Consider the following 18,419-nt stretch of genomic DNA (forward strand, 5'->3'; position numbering starts at 1 on the left):
TTTTCTAATTCTATTCTAGCGACTGAGCAAAGCGGATCACTTGCCTACTGCCGCTTGCTGATCCTTAATAATCTGCAGTAATGAAGGTAGGAACTCTCGCTGAGTGTAGGTTTCTTGCTGCCAAGGTTTAGCGAGCATCAAGGCTTTAGCACAGTGGAAAAACAGCTCTTTCACCTTCACCACCATCACTAATTTGGCCGGTTTTTCTTTCACGGCAAATGCCTCAAGCAGCTCAGGTTCACGTGATAACGTGGCTTCGCCTTTGACCCGCAAAATTTCATCGACCCCTGGCACCATAAACATCAGCCCAACTTGCTGCTGTTTCACCAAATTTTTATAGGTATCAAGACGATTATTTCCTGCGCTATCGGCAAAGGCTAAGGTATGGGAATCAAGCACTTTTACAAACCCTTTATCGCCGCCACGAGGTGAAATATCTGGAAAGCCAAATTCATCAACGCTCGATACCAACACCAGTGGACTGTGAGCAATGAAGGTTTCGCTGTGAGGGTCAATAACGCCGATGGCTTTACTTTTTGCCAGTGGGTGCGGCTGTGGGTAAACTTGCGCCAAATCGGCTTCTGATTGAAAAGTGCTCACCTTAAATCCTTGTAAATTATATTGATAATGATTCTTAATTATTTCGATCATCATAACTGGATTATCAAAAATCACAATCTTTGACCTCGAAAGCACCTTTACTCACGCGTCACCGAATGAATCACGTTGGCCATTTGCTCGCGAATAAAAGCCACCCACGCCGAATAAGAGCATGACTTTAATCAACGAAATAAAAAAGGCGCAACCACGCCTTTTTTATTGATTCAAAACTGCTAGGGCTAAGCCGCTTGAAACAGCTTAGCGATAAACTCGGCCGCCGTATCCGCCCCTTGCTGGGAAACGGTGTGCACGGTGGACTGCTCAAAAGAGCTTTGCACATTGACACCAAGCGCGCTTAATACGCTTTCGGCTCGCTCACTCTCTTGCCAAGCAATCACAGGGTCACTTTTACCATGCACCAGTAAAATCGGCAGATCAGCTTTTGGCGCATATGGCTCAGGTGACGCCAAACGGCCCGAATACGCGACTACGCCAGAGACTGGCAATCGACCACTTGCCACCACATCAAGCGCCATGATTGAGCCTTGAGAAAAACCAACCAGCACCACTTGGTCGTGTTCAAACGATGCCTGATGCTCAGCCAGCACTCGACTCAAAGTCGCATCCAAAGACTCGCGCGCGTTTTTAACTCGCTCTGGACGATTGGCTTCACTGATGCCATCTAAACTAAACCATTGATATCCTTGACCACCAGCAAAGCCAAACGGCGCATTGGGGGCAACAAACGTTACTTCGGGCAAACGTTGCTGCCAATACTCAATCACCGGTGAAAAATGACTGCCTTGGCTACCTACACCGTGTAAAAAAATCACCACTTGTTTTGCCATCATTGTTCCTTAAAGTCCGTAACGGGACATATCAGGGCCAACCGGAACAATACCGTTCGGGTTAAGCGCTTTAATTGAGTAATAACCTTGTTTAATGTGGTCAATATTGACGGTCTCTTTGATTCCAGGCACCGCCAGCATACGACTCAAAAAGGCATCGAGATAGGTATAATCACGAATCTGACGCAGATTACATTTGAAGATGCCGTGATACGCCACATCAAAACGCACCAGAGTAACGAACAAACGGATATCCGCTTCAGTCAACTGGTTACCCATTAAATAAGGTCGACCATCGTTTAGGCGCTGTTCTAGTTCATTGAGCGTACTAAACACATCATCGTAAGCTTCTTCATAGCTTACTTGGGTCGTCGCAAAACCGGCGCGATATACGCCATTGTTAAGCTTGGTGTAGATGTGCTCGGTAAGCGGTTCAAGCTCTGACGCCAGCGCTTGCGGATACAAATCATAATCTGAGCTGGCCAAGTCGCCAAAACCAACGTTGAACATGCGCACGATATCGGCGGATTCATTGTTAACTATGGTTTGGGTCTTTTTATCCCAAAGCACAGGTACGGTTGCGCGCCCAGTAAAGTGCGGATCAACTTGAGTGTAAATTTGGTGCATCCAAGTCGCATGATTAATGGGATCTGACGTTGAGCCCGGATAGTCACCAAAATGCCAACCTTCGCCAAGCAGTGCCGGTTCCACCACAGATACCGAGATAAGATGCTCTAAACCTTTGAGTTTACGTGCAATCAAAGTCCGTGATGCCCAAGGACAAATCAGAGCCACATACAAATGATAGCGATCGGCTTCGGCTTTAAAACCGCCAACGCCGGTTGGCCCAGCTTCGCCAGTCGGCGTGATCCAATTTCGAAATGACGAAGTTTGACGAACAAATCCGCCTTTTTCATCGGTCGCTTGTACCGGGTCCCAATCTTTGGTCCATACCCCATTGACTAACATGGCTCTCTCCGCAGTGTTTGTGTCGATGGAATTACTTTAGCTCACTTCCGCATTGAATATTATCCCCAAATTTTGAGGATATTTACTTCCATAATGGAAGTAATCACCAACCTTGATCCCAACGCGGTTCACCGGCAAAAGCGCTGACCAGAAAATCGATGACTGCACGCGCGGTTTGCGGCAAATGCTTAGAGGGAGGATAAAGAGCAAACAAACCAAGTGGTGGGGTTTCGAACTGATCCAGTACGGTGTGGAGATGGCTGTTTTGCAGGGCCTTTCCAGCAACAAAAGTCGGTAATCGCGCCACGCCAAGCCCTTCAACCGCCGCTTGCAGGCATGCCTCCGCATTGGAGAATTTTAACCGCCCGTCAACGCTGACATCGGTGATACTTTTGCCGCGCGCCTTAGTCAAATACGGCCATTGGTACGGGTTGACGAAGTTGGTATCGATGATGCACTGCTGAGTACTGAGTTCACGCCAATGCTTCAATGAAGGCGCGGCGCTAAGGTATTTTTCACTCGCCACCGTCACCACGCGTACATCGCACAGTTTTCTGGCGACCAAGCTGCTATCTCGCAGTGCGCCGATGCGAAACGCCAAATCAAACCCTTCGTCAACAATACTTACTGGCCTGTCAGCAAAACTGACATCCAAAGAGATCAACGGGTAGCGCTCAGCAAAAGCCAGCAGTTGGGGCATCAAATGGTCTCGCCCAAAACTGACGGGCGCAGAAATTCTCAACCGCCCGGAGGGCTGATTAGACGCAGTGCGAATCGAATCATTCAGCGCGTCCAGTTCGTCAATAATGGCTTTGATGCGCTGATAGTAACTCTCGCCCACTTGCGTTGGCGTAACCGCACGCGTGCTGCGTTTAAACAGTTGCACACCGAGCTCATTTTCCAGTCGAGAGATCATTTTTGACGCTTGACCGCTGCTGGTCCCCATTCGCTTGGCCGCTTTAGTAAAACTGCCCAGCTCTTTGACCGCGATGAACATGCGGTCACAATCTAGCCGTTCCACGCTGATACTCCAAGTGGTGAATCATACTGACTGTTATAACAAACTTTTTTGTCATTTACTTGCAAGCAAACATTATTCACATCAATGAATTATCTATCTTCCCATTCACCCTAGTCCGCCCAGCCAACTCACCCTCTTGTGCACAGATAAAAATCCCGCTATCGCACCTTAGAGTGAAAAATTTCGACGCAAACTTGGTGAGTTCTTTGCTATTATCACGCGACTTTTCTGTATCCCATTGTAAAGTGCAGCGTATTGACGCCTTGTATTTCACAATGGGCTTGGAGTTTGGGAGACACCAATGAAGCAAGCAAGCCATTTTTATCGCCAAGCGCACCGAGAAGCGCTGTGGGCGATTGCCCTCGCCCTAGGTTATTTCACCTGGTGGTACTGCAGTGCCTATCAATTCTCAGCGCCGATTGAAGATACCCGTATGCCAACGCTCTATTTTGGTATGCCACTGTGGTTTCTTCTTTCATGCGTCATCGGCCCTATTCTATTCACTGTGCTGTGCGGACTGATGGTCAAATATCTCTATCGCGATATGCCGCTTGATGATTTCGACAAGATTGAAACACAAAACCAGGGTGACACGCATGAATAGCCAAATTTTCATTCCGTTAGTCTTGTACGTCCTTGGCGTATTCGCGGTGGCATTTTTTACTCGTCGCCATCATAAACCCGGCAAGTTTTTAAGCGAATATTTCGTCGGCAATCGCAGTATGGGCGGCTTTGTACTTGCCATGACTCTGGCGGCAACCTACGCCAGTGCGAGCAGTTTTATCGGCGGCCCAGGCGCGGCCTACAAAATGGGCCTTGGCTGGGTATTGCTGGCAATGATTCAACTGCCCGCCACTTGGCTAACTTTGGGCGTATTAGGCAAAAAATTTGCGATTGAAGCGCGTAAACATAACGCCCTAACACTTAACGATATTTTGTACGCGCGATTTAAAAGCCGCAAAGTGGTGATCTTTGCATCGCTCTCGCTACTGTTGGCATTTTTCGGAACCATGGTGGTACAGTTTGTCGGCGGCGCGCGTCTGCTACAAACCGTGACCGGCCTGCCTTATCAATACAGTTTGCTGATGTTTGCTTGTACCGTGGGTCTTTACACCACCATCGGCGGTTTTCGCGCTGTGGTACTCACCGACACCATACAAGGCATCATGATGCTGATCGGGACGGTGCTGCTACTGTACGGCATTATTCATGCGGGCGGCGGCGTGGCCGAACTGGTGACCAAGCTACACAGCATCGACCCAGCGCTGGTCACCCCTTACGGACCTAACCATTTTCTTAGCCAACCATTTATGCTCAGCTTTTGGGTATTGGTGTGTTTTGGTGTCATCGGTCTACCTCACGCCGCGGTGCGCTGTATGTCCTACAAAGACAGTTCATCCCTGCATAAAGGCATGGTGATCAGCACCATTATGATTGCGATTTTGATGTTTGGTACTCACACCGCGGGCGCGCTAGGACGTGCCATTGTGCCGGACATCGCAACGCCAGATCAGATCATGCCGACTTTAATGATCACCGTCTTGTCACCCGTTGTGGCTGGCATTTTCTTAGCTGGACCAATGGCGGCAATTATGTCGACCATCGATTCACTGCTGATTCAAGCCTCAGCGACACTGCTTAAAGATTTGTACATTAATTACATCAACCCGAAAGTGGTCAATGAAGTCAAAGCAGAAAGCAAACTTAACCGCTTATCGCTGTGGATCACTGCTATCTTTGCCTTGTTGGTATTTTTCGCCGCCACCAATCCACCGGACATGATCATTTGGCTCAATCTGATGGCGCTTGGCGGCTTACAAGCGGTATTTTTATGGCCATTAGTGCTCGGCTTGTATTGGCAAAAAGCCTCAGCGGCAGGGGCATTAACCTCCATGGTGTGCGGGCTAACTTGCTATATCTCGCTGATGATTTTCAAACCCGATATGGGCGGCGTCCACGCTATTGTGCCAACCTTACTGGTCGGGCTAATTAGCTTTGTTGTGGTAAGCCTTGCCAAGCCCAACGCCAAGCTGCAAGCAGCCGTCGAGTAGGCCAAACGAAATCACAAACCATTACCAACGCTCAAGATGTTGATTCGGGGCTGATAAGCAAAAAAGCGCATTACAAATGCGCTTTTTTCTTTTCAATCTCAACGCTAGTTTCGCCTGTACACATCACTGCTGGCGCGAATAGGCCGCCGCTTGTTCAAACTGGGCCTTAGTTGGCCGAATGCCGGTGTATAACTCAAACTGCTCAAGCGCTTGCAATGCAAACACTTCGCTGCCTTTTATCACACGTTTTTCTAGCTGCTGAGCACATTTGACCAGCGGCGTTTGCTCGGGGAGCGCTACCACATCAAACACCACGCTCGCCGCGGCAATTTGCGCATGGCTAAACGCCAGTTCGTGCTCCAACTTATCACCTTGCATGCCAATCGGTGTGGCGTTAATCAAAAGTTCACTGTCTTCACTTTGCAGCGTGGCTACCCAATCAAAACCACACAACTTTGCCAAAGCCCGGCCTTTTTGCTCATTACGCGCCACAATCACACCACGACGAAAACCTGCATCGCGAAGCGCGCAAGCCACCGCTTTTGCCATACCTCCTGCCCCCTTAAGCGCAAAACTCAACTCCGGTGAGACTTGGTATTGTTTAAGTAGCGCTGCAATCGCACTGTAGTCGGTGTTGTAAGCGGTGAGATAACCGTCGCTGTTGACCACAGTGTTTACGGAATCAATCGCTTTGGCTGACGCTGCCAACTCATCAACCAAATCAATCACCGCCTCTTTAAACGGCATGGAAATCGCGCAGCCGCGAACACCGAGTGCACGAACGCCTGAAATGGCACCGGCTAAATCTTCACATTGAAAGGCTTTGTACACATAGTTGAGCCCTAGTGCTTGATAGAGATGATTGTGAAACCGAGTACCAAAGTTACTTGGCCGCGCAGCAAGCGACATACACACTGTGGTGTCTTTATTGATGACCACTTGGGTGCCGTGCTGCCCAATGTTATCCGTATTCGTTTCTGTCATCGTTAATGCTTCTCTTGCCAAAGTTCAAACTGAGTGCTTAGCATCGCCGATTTAAGCGCAAAAAAAAACGCCAAACTGTTTGGCGTTTTTATTCCTCTTTTTCCAGTGGATTAGCGAACTGCGCCGTGCAGAGCTGCTCAAACCACTGCCTAGATGGTAAAATACGGCAATAATGGGAGGGAGTTATTTCCTTAACCCTGAGATATCGATATCAAGGAGCGGTGTTGGCAAGCGTTCACTGGTAACGAAAACCCTTGAACCAGTTTGATCAAAACCAATCCCTTCCGCTTGCTTCAGTGGTGGTAATTCAATCCGCTCAGGCTCGCTGTGCAGCACCTTTAGCCAGTCATCTTCAACACCATTGGCGGGATAATAAAACGCATCACCATAGGTGAGTACCACAATGCCTGAGCCATCGGCGGCGATGTCCATACCGGTTGGTTTGTTCGTGAAACCAACCAGATCAACAAATCGGAAATGACGCTCTTTTGGCATTGGAAACGTAGGGACAGTGCCTACTCTTTTGGCTTTTGTCGCTTTAATTTTTTTCAATGGTAGTTTATAAAGCACTGGTGGCTCATTCCGTTTGCTCAACAACAAAATTTTCTTGTTCGCCACGTCAACGGCGACCGCTTCGCAATCGCGAGGACCGTCTTCATAGACAAAGTGGGTTCTCCACTCAGGCTCAACTTCAATATGCGCACCTTTTTCCAACTGACTTAAATCTGGCTCAGGTACGAAATAAAGCGTGTAACGCCAATCAGTTTCTGAATTATCGCCAACATCAGCAATCAGCAAATACGCCTTTCCATCCATAGTAAAAGAGGCGATATCTTCCCAGTCTAACCAGCCTTCATCGACGTCTGGAATCGTCACGGTGGCCAAACGTTCTCCCTTAGTATTCACAGCGTAGATATCTGCCGAGTTACCACTATCGTTATTCACCCATATGACATCGTTGTTCAAGCGTGATATGGCAATTCCGCTGGCTTCATTGATGTCGTTGTCTTTTAGTAAAGTGGACGTCATGGTGCTCGATATATATGGAGGATCAGAAAAATTAGTACACGACGACAACCAAAGTAAACCTGAGCCAAATAAAATGCACTGAAGAAAAAATTTAAACACTTTGCCCATTAACAGAGTCCGCAATAAGAAAAAAACAACGACCAAGTCACACTTTATCAAACTTCGAAGCGCAGACAACTCTCGGCGCGACCTCTATAGCCACATGCATCCGAATTCCCATTTATGAGTTGTTTACGACAGACGCTCAAATAATGAAAAGCTAACACTCTCCATCAGTTAGCAGTGATGTACTGACTGTCATGTATTGGTGCGCGCCACTCTATGCAAAGAAAGGCGTTACGTCATCAAGCGAATGTAAAATCAGCGCACGAATTAAGCAAAGCAGATTTTCGCCCAGCGCGCGAGCCCTGCGGTGACCGAGCCGAAATAGTTGCCGCTCACCACAGGAATGCCAGGCAGAGCTTGTTCAACCGCGCTGCGCAAGATAGGTGAGCGCGCCGAACCTCCGGTCATAAAGATCGCATCCGGTTTCACTCCGCCGAGTTTGACCGCCTCTAACACCAGATTGATCATCTTGCTCTTTGGCGCTTCAATCGCATCAATCATTTCGTCGCGACTGACATTCACACTCAACATCTCAGCCATCACTTTCATTTTGGCCTCGGCATGACGTTCATCTGACAGTGCAATTTTCAGCTCTTCGCCACTTTTCACTAAATGGTAGCCGAGAGTGTCCTGATGAACCGCTAACAGCCGCGCAAGCTTTTCAGGCTGCTGTGCGTCTTTGTGTAGACGTTTGAGATCAACCAGATTTTCACGCGCGTAAAAATCGCGCTGCGCGCTGACATCGTTAATCGCAATTGGATTCCAAAACTGAGTGGTGGGCATTTCAAGCCCTTTAAGAGTTTGGCTTTTGTAGCCAAACGGCGTCATCAATTGTTTAAACGTTAAGTGGATATCCAAGTCGTTACCGCCAACGCGCTGACCACTGTGGGCAATCAAACTGCCTTCGCGTCGCGCATTGTTACGCCAGCTCGGCCCCATTTTGATGAGCGAACAGTCGGTGGTTCCACCGCCGATATCAACCACCAAGACGGTTTTGTCCTGATCGAGTGTTGCTTCGTACTCAAGCCCCGCAGCTACTGGTTCAAATTGAAATTCGATGTGACGAAAACCAACTCGCTTAGCGGCGCTGTGCAAAATATTTTGTGCCTGACGGTTAGAGTCTTCGCCGCCGCGGCCTTGAAAGTTGATTGGCCGTCCAATCACAACATCTTCGACACTCTGCTGGCTGGCTTTTTCAACTTGGGTTTTGATGTTGGCCATCATGGCGCAGACTAAATCTTCAAAAAAGCTCAGTTGCATCTCATGCAGCCCCATTGCACCTAAAAAAGATTTGGGCGATTTAACGTAATAAACTTCCTGCGGATCACGCAAATACAGATCTAACGCCGCTTGACCAAACAGCACATCGTCAAACTCAATGTCGATGTCTTCCTCTCGGTTTAGCGCAATCGAACGGCGCAACAAACGTTCACCTACCGCGTCGGCAGGCTGAATATGGCGATGACGAAACAGATGTTCTGATACCGAGTCACGAGTCGGAGCCGCCAAGGTCGAAGGAATATAGAAGTCGGCGTTTTCCAGCGGAATCAAGCTTGGCGTATCGCCAGCCATTTTTGCCACTGAGCAATTTGCCGTTCCAAAATCAAAACCAATATACATAGCGCGCTCCACAACCAAAAAAAGGGCAAGCATGCTACTGCAATCGACACACAATTACCAACGCTTTACATATAAACAAACAGATGTTTGGTTGAAGACGACCTTTTCATCCCTTTTGACTAATAACACCATGAAAAATGGCCATTCATTTTTAAAGCTTTACGAATGATATACGGAGAAAATGGCTGATATAAAAAGATTTGGCCCGGTTAAATACGGGTTAATGGAAAAATTAATGCGCGAAGCATCGACAAGATAGCTTGTGGAAGAGAAATAAAAGGCAGAAAGAAGGAAGGAAGGAAGGAAGGAAGGAAAATGGCGCTTGAGCCGTTTAATGCGGTAATAGTGCAATGGCAAAATTGCCTGCAATAAACCCAAAAACGGCGACTCAAGCAAAAATCATCACAACCGCGTTTAATCGATACAACATGTAATTGAATTACATAAAACGACAAAAATTACCGTCACTATTTAAACGCCGATTGGCGAATAACTCACGAATTTTTGCGCTTTTGGTGACTTTATTATCGCGGTCGGTTGTGACGAATCAGTTAACCCAAGTAAAGGCCATAACTGCAGTGAATGCTGCGGCCAACGCCCAAAAGGTAACAACAAGTGCTAACTCGCGCAGTACGATTGGCAGTCTTGATTTGTTTTCAGAACGCTCAACAGGAACTTGGATACTGGCTGCTAATTGTGAACTCATAATTTTAACCCTCTTTGTTAAACTGTGTCCTTGGTCAAAATTATGGCAATAAGTGTGAGCTAGGTCAACAATATTTTGTAATTAATTTACGAAAAAGATGAATAAATTGTTACAAACACCTAACCCACGATCGAATGCCTTAACAGCGAGGTTTTACCTGTTTATTTGCTGACTGGCACGTCAATGACGCACTTATCTAACCATCGCTCAAAGGCGTCCACACGCCGTAAAGGGGCATTACGATATGATTTGACTTTCTAGCCGCGAGTGATTTACTGAATGACTCAAATTCATTCCAGCGATTGAATGCGTGCATTTAATCGCCGTTTAGGAGAGGTCATGGCTTCACTCACCGACATTCCTTTTTCCCTGCTTGAATTAGCACCGATTCGCCTTGGCTCCAGTGTTGGCGAAACCTTAGCTCTGAGCTTAAGTTACGCCCAGCACGCCGATAAACTCGGCTTCAATCGCTTTTGGTATGCCGAACATCACAATATGCCCGGCATCGCCAGTGCGGCGACCTCAGTGCTGATTGGCCATGTCGCTGCCGCCACCAATAAAATCCGTGTCGGCGCAGGCGGTATTATGCTGCCCAACCACCCGCCTTTGGTGGTCGCAGAGCAATTTGGCACCCTAGAAAGCCTATTTCCCGGTCGCATCGATTTGGGGCTTGGACGCGCACCGGGCAGTGACCAAGTTACCAGCCGAGCGCTCAATCGCGATGAGCGCCGCGCCGATAAATTCCCGGAAGAAGTCTCCGAGCTGCAGCGCTTGCTTGGTCCGCGCCAAGGCAATCATCCAGTGCGCGCTTTTCCGGGCGAAAACACCAATGTGCCGATTTGGCTACTGGGTTCGAGCCTGTTTAGCGCCCAGCTTGCTGCCAAACGCGGCCTGCCTTACGTATTTGCTGGCCACTTTGCCCCGCGCTTGGTTTACGATGCGGTGGAACTCTATCGCCGTGAATTTCAGCCCTCCGAGGTGCTGGATAAACCTTATGTGATGCTTGGCGTACCCTTAGTGGCCGCAGAAACCGATTCAGAAGCGGAATTTCTCGCCACCACATCTAAACAGCGTGTACTGGCCCTGATCCGGGGTCAAGAACTGTGGATGAAACCGCCCGTTGAGAGCATGGAAGGTTTGTGGAGCGAGCAAGAAAAGGCCTATGTCGACAACTTTCTGAGCTTGTCGGTCAGCGGCGGCCCAGCCACCATTCGCCACAAATTAGAAATGTTAGTGCGTGAACTCGGTGTCGATGAATTTATCTTTACCAACGATCTGTATGATCAGCAAAAACGTCTGCATGCGTTAGATATTCTGGCGGCGATTAAATCTGAGTAATCGCCATTTAATACGGAAAAAAGTCAACGCCGACGAAAAGCAAACGCAGACCAAAAACGGGCCTTAGCGCCCGTTTTTTTTATTCCCTGATATGCTTGCTAAGCCAATTAAAGACTGCGCACCTTGCCTTTGTTAAGCAAATTATTGGGATCATGGGCGCGAATTGAGCTCAGAATCGCCTCACTCAGCACGCCGTGATGTTTGCCATCTTCAAGGGTAAACACATGCGGATCGTTAATCCCTACCCCAACACTGCGATGCAGCTCAGTCAGTTCGGCTAAACGCTGCTCGGTGGTGAATTGAATTAAAGGTAATCCGGTAACAAACGGCTTGCCATCGGCGGTTTTAATAAACTCAAGGTGAATGCCGACTTCATTATCCGGGGCAAATTCGGCGATTTGCTTAAGCTGCTCAACCACACGCTCACTGTCGTAACTGGCTTGCAGATAGGTCAAGCCTTTATCGAATTTCAGCGCCTGTAAGGTCGAGTGATTCCAGCAACATTCCATCAAAGTATGGCCGCTCTGTTTCGCCTGCTCTGCGCTCTGCTGCCACGCGATACGCCCGCCAAATTCGCTAAGCATTTCTTCAAGCGGTTGGCTGGCATTTTCTGCGCACAGCGCAATTACCAGAAACTCGCCCGCGTTGAGTTGCTCGGCATTAGGGAAATAACTGGCGTTTTTCGGGTCAAATAGCGCCACATTGCGCTTATCAATGCCGGTGCTGTAGGCGAGCATATTCGCAAAACTGTGCGCGCTTTCTAAGCTTGCAAACGCCAGCATGTATTCACGCCATTTGCGCAGCGGCGCAAGGGCAATCTCCATTTCGGTAATAATGCCATTCGTGCCATAAGTGTGATGGTAAGTCAGCGCGTCTTTACCGTGAAATTCCAACACTTGCGGATTGGCTTCGATGGTCATGACCTTAATACTCAGCACGGTGCCTGCGGCGGCAAGCGGACCGTAATTAATTGAACCAATACCACCAAAACCACCACTGAACAAACCACCGATGGTCGCCATTTTATAGGTAGATGGCATGCAGCGTAGCTCATAGCCATGTGCCTCAAGCGCCTCTTCCAGCTCACCCATTTTGATGCCGGGTTCAACACGAACAACGCCCTGCTCGACACTCAGAACCTGTTTGTAGCTGGTCATATCCACCACCACACCGCCGTGCAACGGCACCGCTTGACCATAGTTGCCCGTGCCGCCGCCGCGCACGGTCAGTGGCAAACCCAGCTCGACACATTCGCTCACTAAGTCTTTCAGCTCTTGCTCGCTACGTGGCTTCACCGCGATATCGGCTTTCTTGTCAGCCAATTGTTGATTGAGTAACGGGCTGAACCAGTGAAAATCTTTCGACAGACGTTTGACCTGGATCGGCGCTGTGACCCAGTCAAGTGTAGTGAGACGAGTTTGCAACTCTTGGCATTGTGCTTTGATTTCCATAATGTTTTCCTAATACTTCCTTAAATTACACTTCGCTTTCGTGCCAGCGACCAATCACCAGTTTGGTCAGCACTGACATCGCAATAAACAGCACCACCCCGGTCAGAGAAATCAACGTCAGCGCAGCAAACATGCGCGGAATATTAAGCTGATAGCCCGATTGTAAAATTTGATACGCAAGCCCAGTGTTGCTGCCACCAGTACCGGCAACAAATTCCGCGACCACGGCGCCGACCAAGGACAAACCACTGGCAATTTTTAGCGCGGCAAAAAAGTACGGTAATGATGACGGAATCCGCAAACGCAGCAGGATTTGCAAGCGACTGGCGCGGCGCAAGCGAAAATACGCCAGTAAATTGGGCGAGACACTGCGAAGACCAAGGGTGGTGTTGGAGATAATCGGAAACACCGCCACTAAGGTTGAACACACCACCAACGCAAGCGTAGTCGAGTGAATCCAAATGATGATAAGCGGCGCAATCGCCACAATAGGCGTAACTTGCAGCAGCACCGCGTAAGGGAAAAACGCCGTTTCCACCATGCGGCTTTGCACAAACAAAAACGCAATCAAGGCACCGACGATAATCGCCAAACCAAACGACAGCGCGGTAATTTTGAGCGTGTACAGCAGCGCTGGGCCAAGCAATCCCCAATCGCTAAACAGGGTTTTAATTGTCACTAGCGGCGACGGAAAAATGTATTCCGGCACTTGCCCTTCGGTCACAATCAGTTGCCAGGCAATCAACAAAATCGCCGCCAAAATCGACGGAATCGCCACTTGACGAAAGCGCTCATGCTGCATCAGCGGAAAGCGTGCTTTGGATTTTGCGGCTTCGCTGCGGGGCGGCATGTTGGTTGACCGAGTACGAGTTGACTGACTATTGGTTGACTGCACGTTGGCAGATTGAGATTGGCTCATAACAGCTCCTCCTGCTCTGAGGCATTGACCAAGCACTGATGAAGCTGCATCGCGTATTCGGCAAATTTGGCGCTTAAGCGAAACTCTTGAGTACGCGGAAACGGTTCATCAATATGAATGTCCGCTACCACTCGCCCTGGGCGCGCAGCCATTACCACCACTCGCTCGGATAAAAACACCGCTTCATGAATTGAGTGAGTCACAAACATCACGGTTAAGCCACGCTCTTGCCACAGTTGCAGCAGTTCACTATCGAGCTTAAAGCGCGTGATCTCATCGAGTGCACCAAACGGTTCATCCATCAGCAGCAAATCCGGTTTGATCACTAACCCGCGAGCAATCGACACTCGCATCTGCATACCGCCAGACAGCTCGCTAGGCAGTGAATCGGCAAAACGCTCCAGCCCAACCAGTGTAAGCGCCTGTTCCACGCGCTGGTCGGCTTCTGTGCCTTTGACGCCTTCGAGTTCAAGGGCGAGGCGGACGTTTTTACGCACCGAGTGCCAAGCCATCAATGAGGCTTCTTGAAACACAAACGATAAAGTGTGGTCGGTTTGCGCAAGGCGCTCAGCCGGTTTACGCCACAGTAATAAACGCCCGTCAGACGGGGCTTCAAGCCCCGCAACCATTTTCAGCAGGGTACTTTTCCCGCAGCCTGAAGGGCCGAGCAAAGTAACAAATTCGCCCTGGTTAATGGTTAAGTCGACAGGCAGCAAAGCACGTGTGCCATTACTGTAGACTTTTTCGGTCGACAGCAATTGCACTGCAGGCACCACATCTGCGGTTTTGCTGCTTGGCTGTGGGTCTATCACATCATCTTGCCCGTCGTCTTGGCGACGAAAATTGACGATATTCATGGCAACACCTTGATATCACTCATGAACTGTGTGGTGTAGACCTTGTTAAGTTTGACGTCATCGGCACTGAACAGGCCATTGTCCACCGCCATTTGCCAGGTTTTGCCCATGCGCGCATCGGTAATCGAACCAATCCCCGCGGTTTTAGCCGCGCCGCCAGTGATAATGCCAGAGCTGTTAAGTTTTTCGACCGAGTACGCAATTTGGTCATCGCCCATGTTAGGGTTCGCCTTTTTAATCAGCGCATTTCCTTGGCTTGGATCGGCTAAGTAATCTTTCCACCCTTGCATGGTGGCTTTAAGAAATGCGGCAACTTGCTCTGGATGATCTTGAATAACATCGTTTCGACACGCAATCGAGTTGCCGTATGGCGGATAGCCTTCTTGACCGATAGAAAACACATTGGCTTTAGCATTGGCTTTTTGCAGCGCGAACGGCTCTGAAGTCATAAAGCCTTGTTGGGCAACACTGTTGTCCATGATAAATGGCTGAATATTGAAGGTGTATGGGCGGCTCATCTCATCGCTAAAGCCAAATTTTTTCTTCGCCCAAGGCCACCAGCTTGAGTGAGCACTGGCAGAAATGAGTACCGTGTGACCTTTCAAATCGGCAAGTTTCTTCACATCATCATGGGTAATCACCACCGTTGGGTCATATTGAAACGTCGTCGCGACCATCTGTACTGGCAGGCCGCGCTTGTTAGCCATCATCACGCCAATATCGTCAGTAATAATGCATTGCGCTTGACCAGCGACCAAAAGCTGAGTGGCATTAACTTGCGGCCCACCCATACGAATGCTGACATCCAAGCCATTTTTCTCATACAGCCCTTCGGCTTTAGCTTGGTAAAAACCGCCATGCTCGGCTTGAGCATACCAGTTAGTGATAAAGGTAAACGGTGTTGCAGCCACTGCAGACCCAGTAAAACACAGCGCAGCGAGCAGCGCCGAGCGTTTCATAACGTTAAGACGGCAAACTTCCATGTAGTAATCCTCTTGATTTAAATGCACGCGCCTCGGAGCGCATGATTATTAACTGACTGAACTTTATTGTGTTTTTATTATTTTTGACTGTGGACGTAACCGCTGTACTGGCTGCGTCCCCAACTGGTTTGCTCACGCGTAATCCATTTGGCTTGATGCACTTCGCTGATGGCTTGCGCCCATTGGCTGCCAAGTTGCTCAAGCAAATTTAAGCCAAGCTCAAGTGTGGCTTGAGTTGGGTCACCGATAACGCCACTTGGCCCAAAATCAAAGCTTGCCCACGCCGCCGCCGGACGCCCCGTGCTTAGGGTTGGAACTGGAAACGGCTCTGGATAATGCGCCTTGGCGCGGTCCATATGTACGTGTTCGCCTAGCAGCGCCATCATGATCGCGGTTTCGCCGTGACCGGCGTGCATCGCCAGATTTTTCTCTTGTTCGGAAAAGCTTGAGCTGTCGTGAGGCACACTCCATGCTGAGCGCGCGATGACCATAAAATCGCCATGACGCAAACGCAGTTCGCGCGCCGCCATTTCCAGCGGCTGCGGCTGTCCGCCATGGGCGTTGATCATCACCAATTTACGAAAACCGGCGCGATACACCGACTCACCGATCTCTTGAATGGTGTGCAGCAAAATCTCGCCCGTGAGCGTCACCGTACCTGGAAAATGCAGGTGCTCGTCAGATTTGCCATACACAATGGCAGGCAGACCAAAAGCAGGAATATCACTTGGCAACAGTTCAAGCGCTTTACCAGCAACTCCAGCAGCAACCGTCGCATCCACCGAACACGGTAGATGCGCACCATGTTGCTCAATAGCGCCAACTGGCAAAACAATAACGGTATTTTCTTTGTCCGGCATCGCGTCGATATCCGTCCAGCTGAGATACGGGAGAAAACGATGGGTTGGTGTGTAACCATGAATCATGTTGAGCTTCCTTGTCTTAACTTGCCCTTTCAAACAGGCTTTTCATTTATTTGCATACTTTGAGCGCCCAGTCTTTAGGCCATCAGCCCATAAGGCGAGCACTAAGCCGTCAACTAAGCGGCAGATACGCCGTGGCTTCGACTTCAATCAAAATTGCCTTACTTGGCATCATGGCGCTCACTTCCACCACGGTTGAAACCGGCGCTTGGTCGGGAAAAAACAGCTGACGGACTTGGCTGTAATAGGGAAAATGGTCGACATTGCGAAAATACTGCACCAGCTTAAACACATCGCTCATCTGCCCGCCTTGGGCCTCGATATGCCCACGAATCGCGTTGAGCACATACCAACTTTGCGCCAAAATTGGCCCGATTTTGTAGTCGGTAGAAAATTCGCCAGTTTGACCTATCAATTGCGCGGCCTCGGCTGGAATATCGTCAAAGCCATTAACGATGACCTTATTTTGTGGGTCGACCGCAATCACGCCAGAGAGAAAAATGTAGTCCCCAACTCGGCGACTGGCCGCGTATTTTGCCAGCGGCGCACCTTGAGTTTGGGTAGATAAAGTGTGAGTGGCTGAACTTTCCATGCTGATTCCTGTGATAATTCTGTTGGTTAACCGTTGCCTTATTCACTGCTGCGCCTTGTTCACTGCTGAGTAAGCAAAACCAAGTGAGCAAAATAAACTGCGCAGTGCTAAAGCCCTGAATTCATATCCAACCAAACGCCGCGGCGCATGGCTTTCCATCTTGGTCGCTGGTAATTAGGCTGCGGCCAGTGATACAGCTCACTGCTATCAAACAGCAGCCAGTCGGCTAGCTGGCCAATCAAGTTATATGATTGACCAATATCACGGTGAGGCTCAGCGCTATGCGCGGCGCTTAGATAGCGGCGATCGCACACCGCTTGTGACCAAACATCAAATGGTGCATTAAGCTGGGCGCTATAAATGCCAAGCAGCAGCGCATCGAGCGGGTTGTAATCGCCATAGGCGCAAAAACCATCACCGACGTTATCGCTGGCAAACATCACCGCGATGCCGCGCGCGCGCATCTCATGCACCAAAGTCAAGCCGCGAAAACGTGGCGTACGATTCGGCGTAGCATCTTGCAGCAACAAATTGGTCGCGGGCAGCGCAATAAAAGTCACCGGTTTATCAATAAATTGATCGAGCAGTGCGAGCGCCTCATCGTCATCAAGCTGACTGAGCGCGCAGCTATGTCCACAGACAATTCGTCCGCTAAACTCATGTTCCGATAACCAGTGAGCGAGGAATTTAAGCCCACTAGACGCCGCAAGTTCTTCGTCAATATGCAGGTCGAGATCAACACCCGCAGCCTGACTCTCTTCGAGCAAAATCTGCATCGCGTTTTGATCAAAGTTGCTGGAATGAATAAAGCCCCCCATTACCGCATCACGGCTGCCTTTAACGTTGGCAATAATGGCCCGGGCACGATTTCTATCGGCAAGTAGCGTTAGTGGCACCAAAGCCACGCGCTCTAAACACAACTGACTACGCCAGCGCTCCGCTTGGCGTTCAAACACTTGCCACGCCAGTGGTGTTTGCTCGCTGTGCCAATCAACATGGGTTCGAACCAAAATACAGCCATTGGCATAACTGCGCTTAAGGGCGCGCTCGCTGCGCTCAAATAAATCTTGCTCGCTCCAACGCTGATGATCGCGTTTCATGGCCGCAATGGCGTTGAGCAGGCCCGGCTCAATCTCGCCAAGGCGTGCGCGCGTGTAGGTTTTATCAAGATGAACATGGGCATCGATTAGCGGAGGTAGCGCCAGCGCCCCCTGCGCATCGTAAACAGGAGTTATCGGCGTGCCTGCCATTGCCACCGGAGTTACCGCAGCAATCACACCATCATCGTCAATTTCAATGTTGGCAAGCTCTGGGCTTGCGGAGCCTTCACCGCGGTTGTTATCCATCGGCCAAGGCTTGGGCAGCAGCCACATCGGCAGGCGCAGATTGGTTAACGTCAAACCCATCTTAGAGACCTCTCACG

Annotated in this window: 18 protein-coding genes; 3 read left to right on the forward strand and 15 right to left on the reverse strand. The window is 49.5% G+C overall.

The window, feature by feature from the left end; genetic code table 11:
• Positions 1-36 precede the first annotated feature (36 nt).
• The 4 genes from BLS03_RS02540 to BLS03_RS02555 form a co-directional block, all read right to left on the reverse strand.
• Complete coding sequence (locus tag BLS03_RS02540; protein ID WP_218121979.1) at positions 37-600, reverse strand: MSMEG_1061 family FMN-dependent PPOX-type flavoprotein; 564 nt, start codon at positions 598-600, stop codon at positions 37-39.
• Between the two features lie 239 nt (positions 601-839).
• Positions 840-1,451: an alpha/beta hydrolase gene (locus tag BLS03_RS02545; RefSeq protein WP_245696543.1), complete on the reverse strand. Its 612-nt coding sequence runs from the start codon at positions 1,449-1,451 to the stop codon at positions 840-842.
• 6 nt (positions 1,452-1,457) lie between these two features.
• On the reverse strand, positions 1,458-2,417 hold the full coding sequence (locus BLS03_RS02550) for a glutathione S-transferase family protein (RefSeq protein ID WP_093269220.1): 960 nt from the start codon (positions 2,415-2,417) through the stop codon (positions 1,458-1,460).
• Between the two features lie 103 nt (positions 2,418-2,520).
• Complete coding sequence (locus tag BLS03_RS02555) at positions 2,521-3,438, reverse strand: LysR family transcriptional regulator (protein ID WP_093269223.1); 918 nt, start codon at positions 3,436-3,438, stop codon at positions 2,521-2,523.
• 301 nt (positions 3,439-3,739) lie between these two features.
• Between BLS03_RS02555 and BLS03_RS02560 the strand changes: the two genes are divergently transcribed.
• Together BLS03_RS02560 and panF are read left to right on the forward strand one after the other, a co-directional pair.
• Positions 3,740-4,042 (forward strand): YhdT family protein, encoded by a 303-nt coding sequence (locus BLS03_RS02560; RefSeq protein WP_093269225.1) that lies wholly within the window; start codon positions 3,740-3,742, stop codon positions 4,040-4,042.
• A complete protein-coding gene (gene panF / locus BLS03_RS02565; RefSeq protein WP_093269228.1) occupies positions 4,035-5,489 on the forward strand; it encodes a sodium/pantothenate symporter in 1,455 nt (484 codons plus the stop codon). Before BLS03_RS02560 ends, panF begins: the two co-directional genes overlap by 8 nt.
• 123 nt (positions 5,490-5,612) lie before the next feature.
• Here the strand turns inward: panF and BLS03_RS02570 are convergent, their stop codons facing one another.
• The 4 genes from BLS03_RS02570 to BLS03_RS25600 all read right to left on the reverse strand — a co-directional run bounded on the left by BLS03_RS02570 (position 5,613) and on the right by BLS03_RS25600 (position 9,933).
• Positions 5,613-6,473, reverse strand: coding sequence for a shikimate 5-dehydrogenase (locus tag BLS03_RS02570; RefSeq protein WP_093269230.1), 861 nt, complete (start codon positions 6,471-6,473; stop codon positions 5,613-5,615).
• A gap of 183 nt (positions 6,474-6,656) precedes the next feature.
• Complete coding sequence (locus tag BLS03_RS02575) at positions 6,657-7,502, reverse strand: hypothetical protein (protein ID WP_143015587.1); 846 nt, start codon at positions 7,500-7,502, stop codon at positions 6,657-6,659.
• Between the two features lie 372 nt (positions 7,503-7,874).
• Positions 7,875-9,227, reverse strand: a complete 1,353-nt coding sequence (yegD, locus tag BLS03_RS02580; protein ID WP_093269588.1) for a molecular chaperone — start codon at positions 9,225-9,227, stop codon at positions 7,875-7,877.
• A gap of 547 nt (positions 9,228-9,774) precedes the next feature.
• Positions 9,775-9,933, reverse strand: coding sequence for a hypothetical protein (locus tag BLS03_RS25600; protein ID WP_176765502.1), 159 nt, complete (start codon positions 9,931-9,933; stop codon positions 9,775-9,777).
• A 339-nt stretch (positions 9,934-10,272) separates the two neighbouring features.
• On the opposite strand from BLS03_RS25600, the gene BLS03_RS02585 reads away from it, so the two are divergent.
• A complete protein-coding gene (locus BLS03_RS02585; protein WP_093269236.1) occupies positions 10,273-11,271 on the forward strand; it encodes an LLM class flavin-dependent oxidoreductase in 999 nt (332 codons plus the stop codon).
• 107 nt (positions 11,272-11,378) lie between these two features.
• Here the strand turns inward: BLS03_RS02585 and BLS03_RS02590 are convergent, their stop codons facing one another.
• The 7 genes from BLS03_RS02590 to BLS03_RS02620 all read right to left on the reverse strand — a co-directional run bounded on the left by BLS03_RS02590 (position 11,379) and on the right by BLS03_RS02620 (position 18,402).
• On the reverse strand, positions 11,379-12,722 hold the full coding sequence (locus BLS03_RS02590; RefSeq protein ID WP_093269237.1) for an FAD-binding oxidoreductase: 1,344 nt from the start codon (positions 12,720-12,722) through the stop codon (positions 11,379-11,381).
• Between the two features lie 25 nt (positions 12,723-12,747).
• Positions 12,748-13,641: an ABC transporter permease gene (locus BLS03_RS02595; protein WP_218121980.1), complete on the reverse strand. Its 894-nt coding sequence runs from the start codon at positions 13,639-13,641 to the stop codon at positions 12,748-12,750.
• Positions 13,638-14,498: an ABC transporter ATP-binding protein gene (locus BLS03_RS02600; protein WP_093269240.1), complete on the reverse strand. Its 861-nt coding sequence runs from the start codon at positions 14,496-14,498 to the stop codon at positions 13,638-13,640. The genes BLS03_RS02595 and BLS03_RS02600 overlap by 4 nt, the downstream gene beginning before the upstream one ends.
• Positions 14,495-15,481, reverse strand: coding sequence for an ABC transporter substrate-binding protein (locus tag BLS03_RS02605; RefSeq protein WP_218121981.1), 987 nt, complete (start codon positions 15,479-15,481; stop codon positions 14,495-14,497). The genes BLS03_RS02600 and BLS03_RS02605 overlap by 4 nt, the downstream gene beginning before the upstream one ends.
• A gap of 77 nt (positions 15,482-15,558) precedes the next feature.
• On the reverse strand, positions 15,559-16,407 hold the full coding sequence (locus tag BLS03_RS02610) for a creatininase family protein (RefSeq protein WP_093269243.1): 849 nt from the start codon (positions 16,405-16,407) through the stop codon (positions 15,559-15,561).
• A gap of 109 nt (positions 16,408-16,516) precedes the next feature.
• The gene (locus tag BLS03_RS02615; RefSeq protein WP_093269245.1) at positions 16,517-16,996 is read right to left on the reverse strand and encodes a RidA family protein; all 480 of its coding nucleotides are present in this window, start codon (positions 16,994-16,996) and stop codon (positions 16,517-16,519) included.
• Between the two features lie 107 nt (positions 16,997-17,103).
• Positions 17,104-18,402 carry an amidohydrolase family protein gene (locus BLS03_RS02620; RefSeq protein ID WP_093269248.1) on the reverse strand — a complete coding sequence of 433 codons (1,299 nt, stop codon included), beginning with the start codon at positions 18,400-18,402 and terminating at the stop codon, positions 17,104-17,106.
• Positions 18,403-18,419 lie beyond the last annotated feature (17 nt).

The organism is Vibrio xiamenensis (assembly GCF_900100015.1).
Taxonomy (GTDB): Bacteria; Pseudomonadota; Gammaproteobacteria; order Enterobacterales; family Vibrionaceae; genus Vibrio; species Vibrio xiamenensis.

What these genes read in the sequence shown, in the direction of transcription:
- BLS03_RS02560 (WP_093269225.1), top strand. Translation starts at nt 3,740, where the DNA reads ATGAAGCAAGCAAGCCATTTTTATCGCCAAGCGCACCGAGAAGCGCTG.
- yegD (WP_093269588.1), bottom strand. Translation starts at nt 9,227, where the DNA reads ATGTATATTGGTTTTGATTTTGGAACGGCAAATTGCTCAGTGGCAAAA.
- BLS03_RS02545 (WP_245696543.1), bottom strand. Translation starts at nt 1,451, where the DNA reads ATGATGGCAAAACAAGTGGTGATTTTTTTACACGGTGTAGGTAGCCAA.
- BLS03_RS02585 (WP_093269236.1), top strand. Translation starts at nt 10,273, where the DNA reads ATGGCTTCACTCACCGACATTCCTTTTTCCCTGCTTGAATTAGCACCG.
- BLS03_RS02605 (WP_218121981.1), bottom strand. Translation starts at nt 15,481, where the DNA reads ATGGAAGTTTGCCGTCTTAACGTTATGAAACGCTCGGCGCTGCTCGCT.
- BLS03_RS02615 (WP_093269245.1), bottom strand. Translation starts at nt 16,996, where the DNA reads ATGGAAAGTTCAGCCACTCACACTTTATCTACCCAAACTCAAGGTGCG.
- BLS03_RS02590 (WP_093269237.1), bottom strand. Translation starts at nt 12,722, where the DNA reads ATGGAAATCAAAGCACAATGCCAAGAGTTGCAAACTCGTCTCACTACA.
- BLS03_RS02550 (WP_093269220.1), bottom strand. Translation starts at nt 2,417, where the DNA reads ATGTTAGTCAATGGGGTATGGACCAAAGATTGGGACCCGGTACAAGCG.
- BLS03_RS02610 (WP_093269243.1), bottom strand. Translation starts at nt 16,407, where the DNA reads ATGATTCATGGTTACACACCAACCCATCGTTTTCTCCCGTATCTCAGC.
- panF (WP_093269228.1), top strand. Translation starts at nt 4,035, where the DNA reads ATGAATAGCCAAATTTTCATTCCGTTAGTCTTGTACGTCCTTGGCGTA.
- BLS03_RS02620 (WP_093269248.1), bottom strand. Translation starts at nt 18,402, where the DNA reads ATGGGTTTGACGTTAACCAATCTGCGCCTGCCGATGTGGCTGCTGCCC.
- BLS03_RS02575 (WP_143015587.1), bottom strand. Translation starts at nt 7,502, where the DNA reads ATGACGTCCACTTTACTAAAAGACAACGACATCAATGAAGCCAGCGGA.
- BLS03_RS02595 (WP_218121980.1), bottom strand. Translation starts at nt 13,641, where the DNA reads ATGAGCCAATCTCAATCTGCCAACGTGCAGTCAACCAATAGTCAGTCA.
- BLS03_RS02570 (WP_093269230.1), bottom strand. Translation starts at nt 6,473, where the DNA reads ATGACAGAAACGAATACGGATAACATTGGGCAGCACGGCACCCAAGTG.
- BLS03_RS02600 (WP_093269240.1), bottom strand. Translation starts at nt 14,498, where the DNA reads ATGAATATCGTCAATTTTCGTCGCCAAGACGACGGGCAAGATGATGTG.
- BLS03_RS25600 (WP_176765502.1), bottom strand. Translation starts at nt 9,933, where the DNA reads ATGAGTTCACAATTAGCAGCCAGTATCCAAGTTCCTGTTGAGCGTTCT.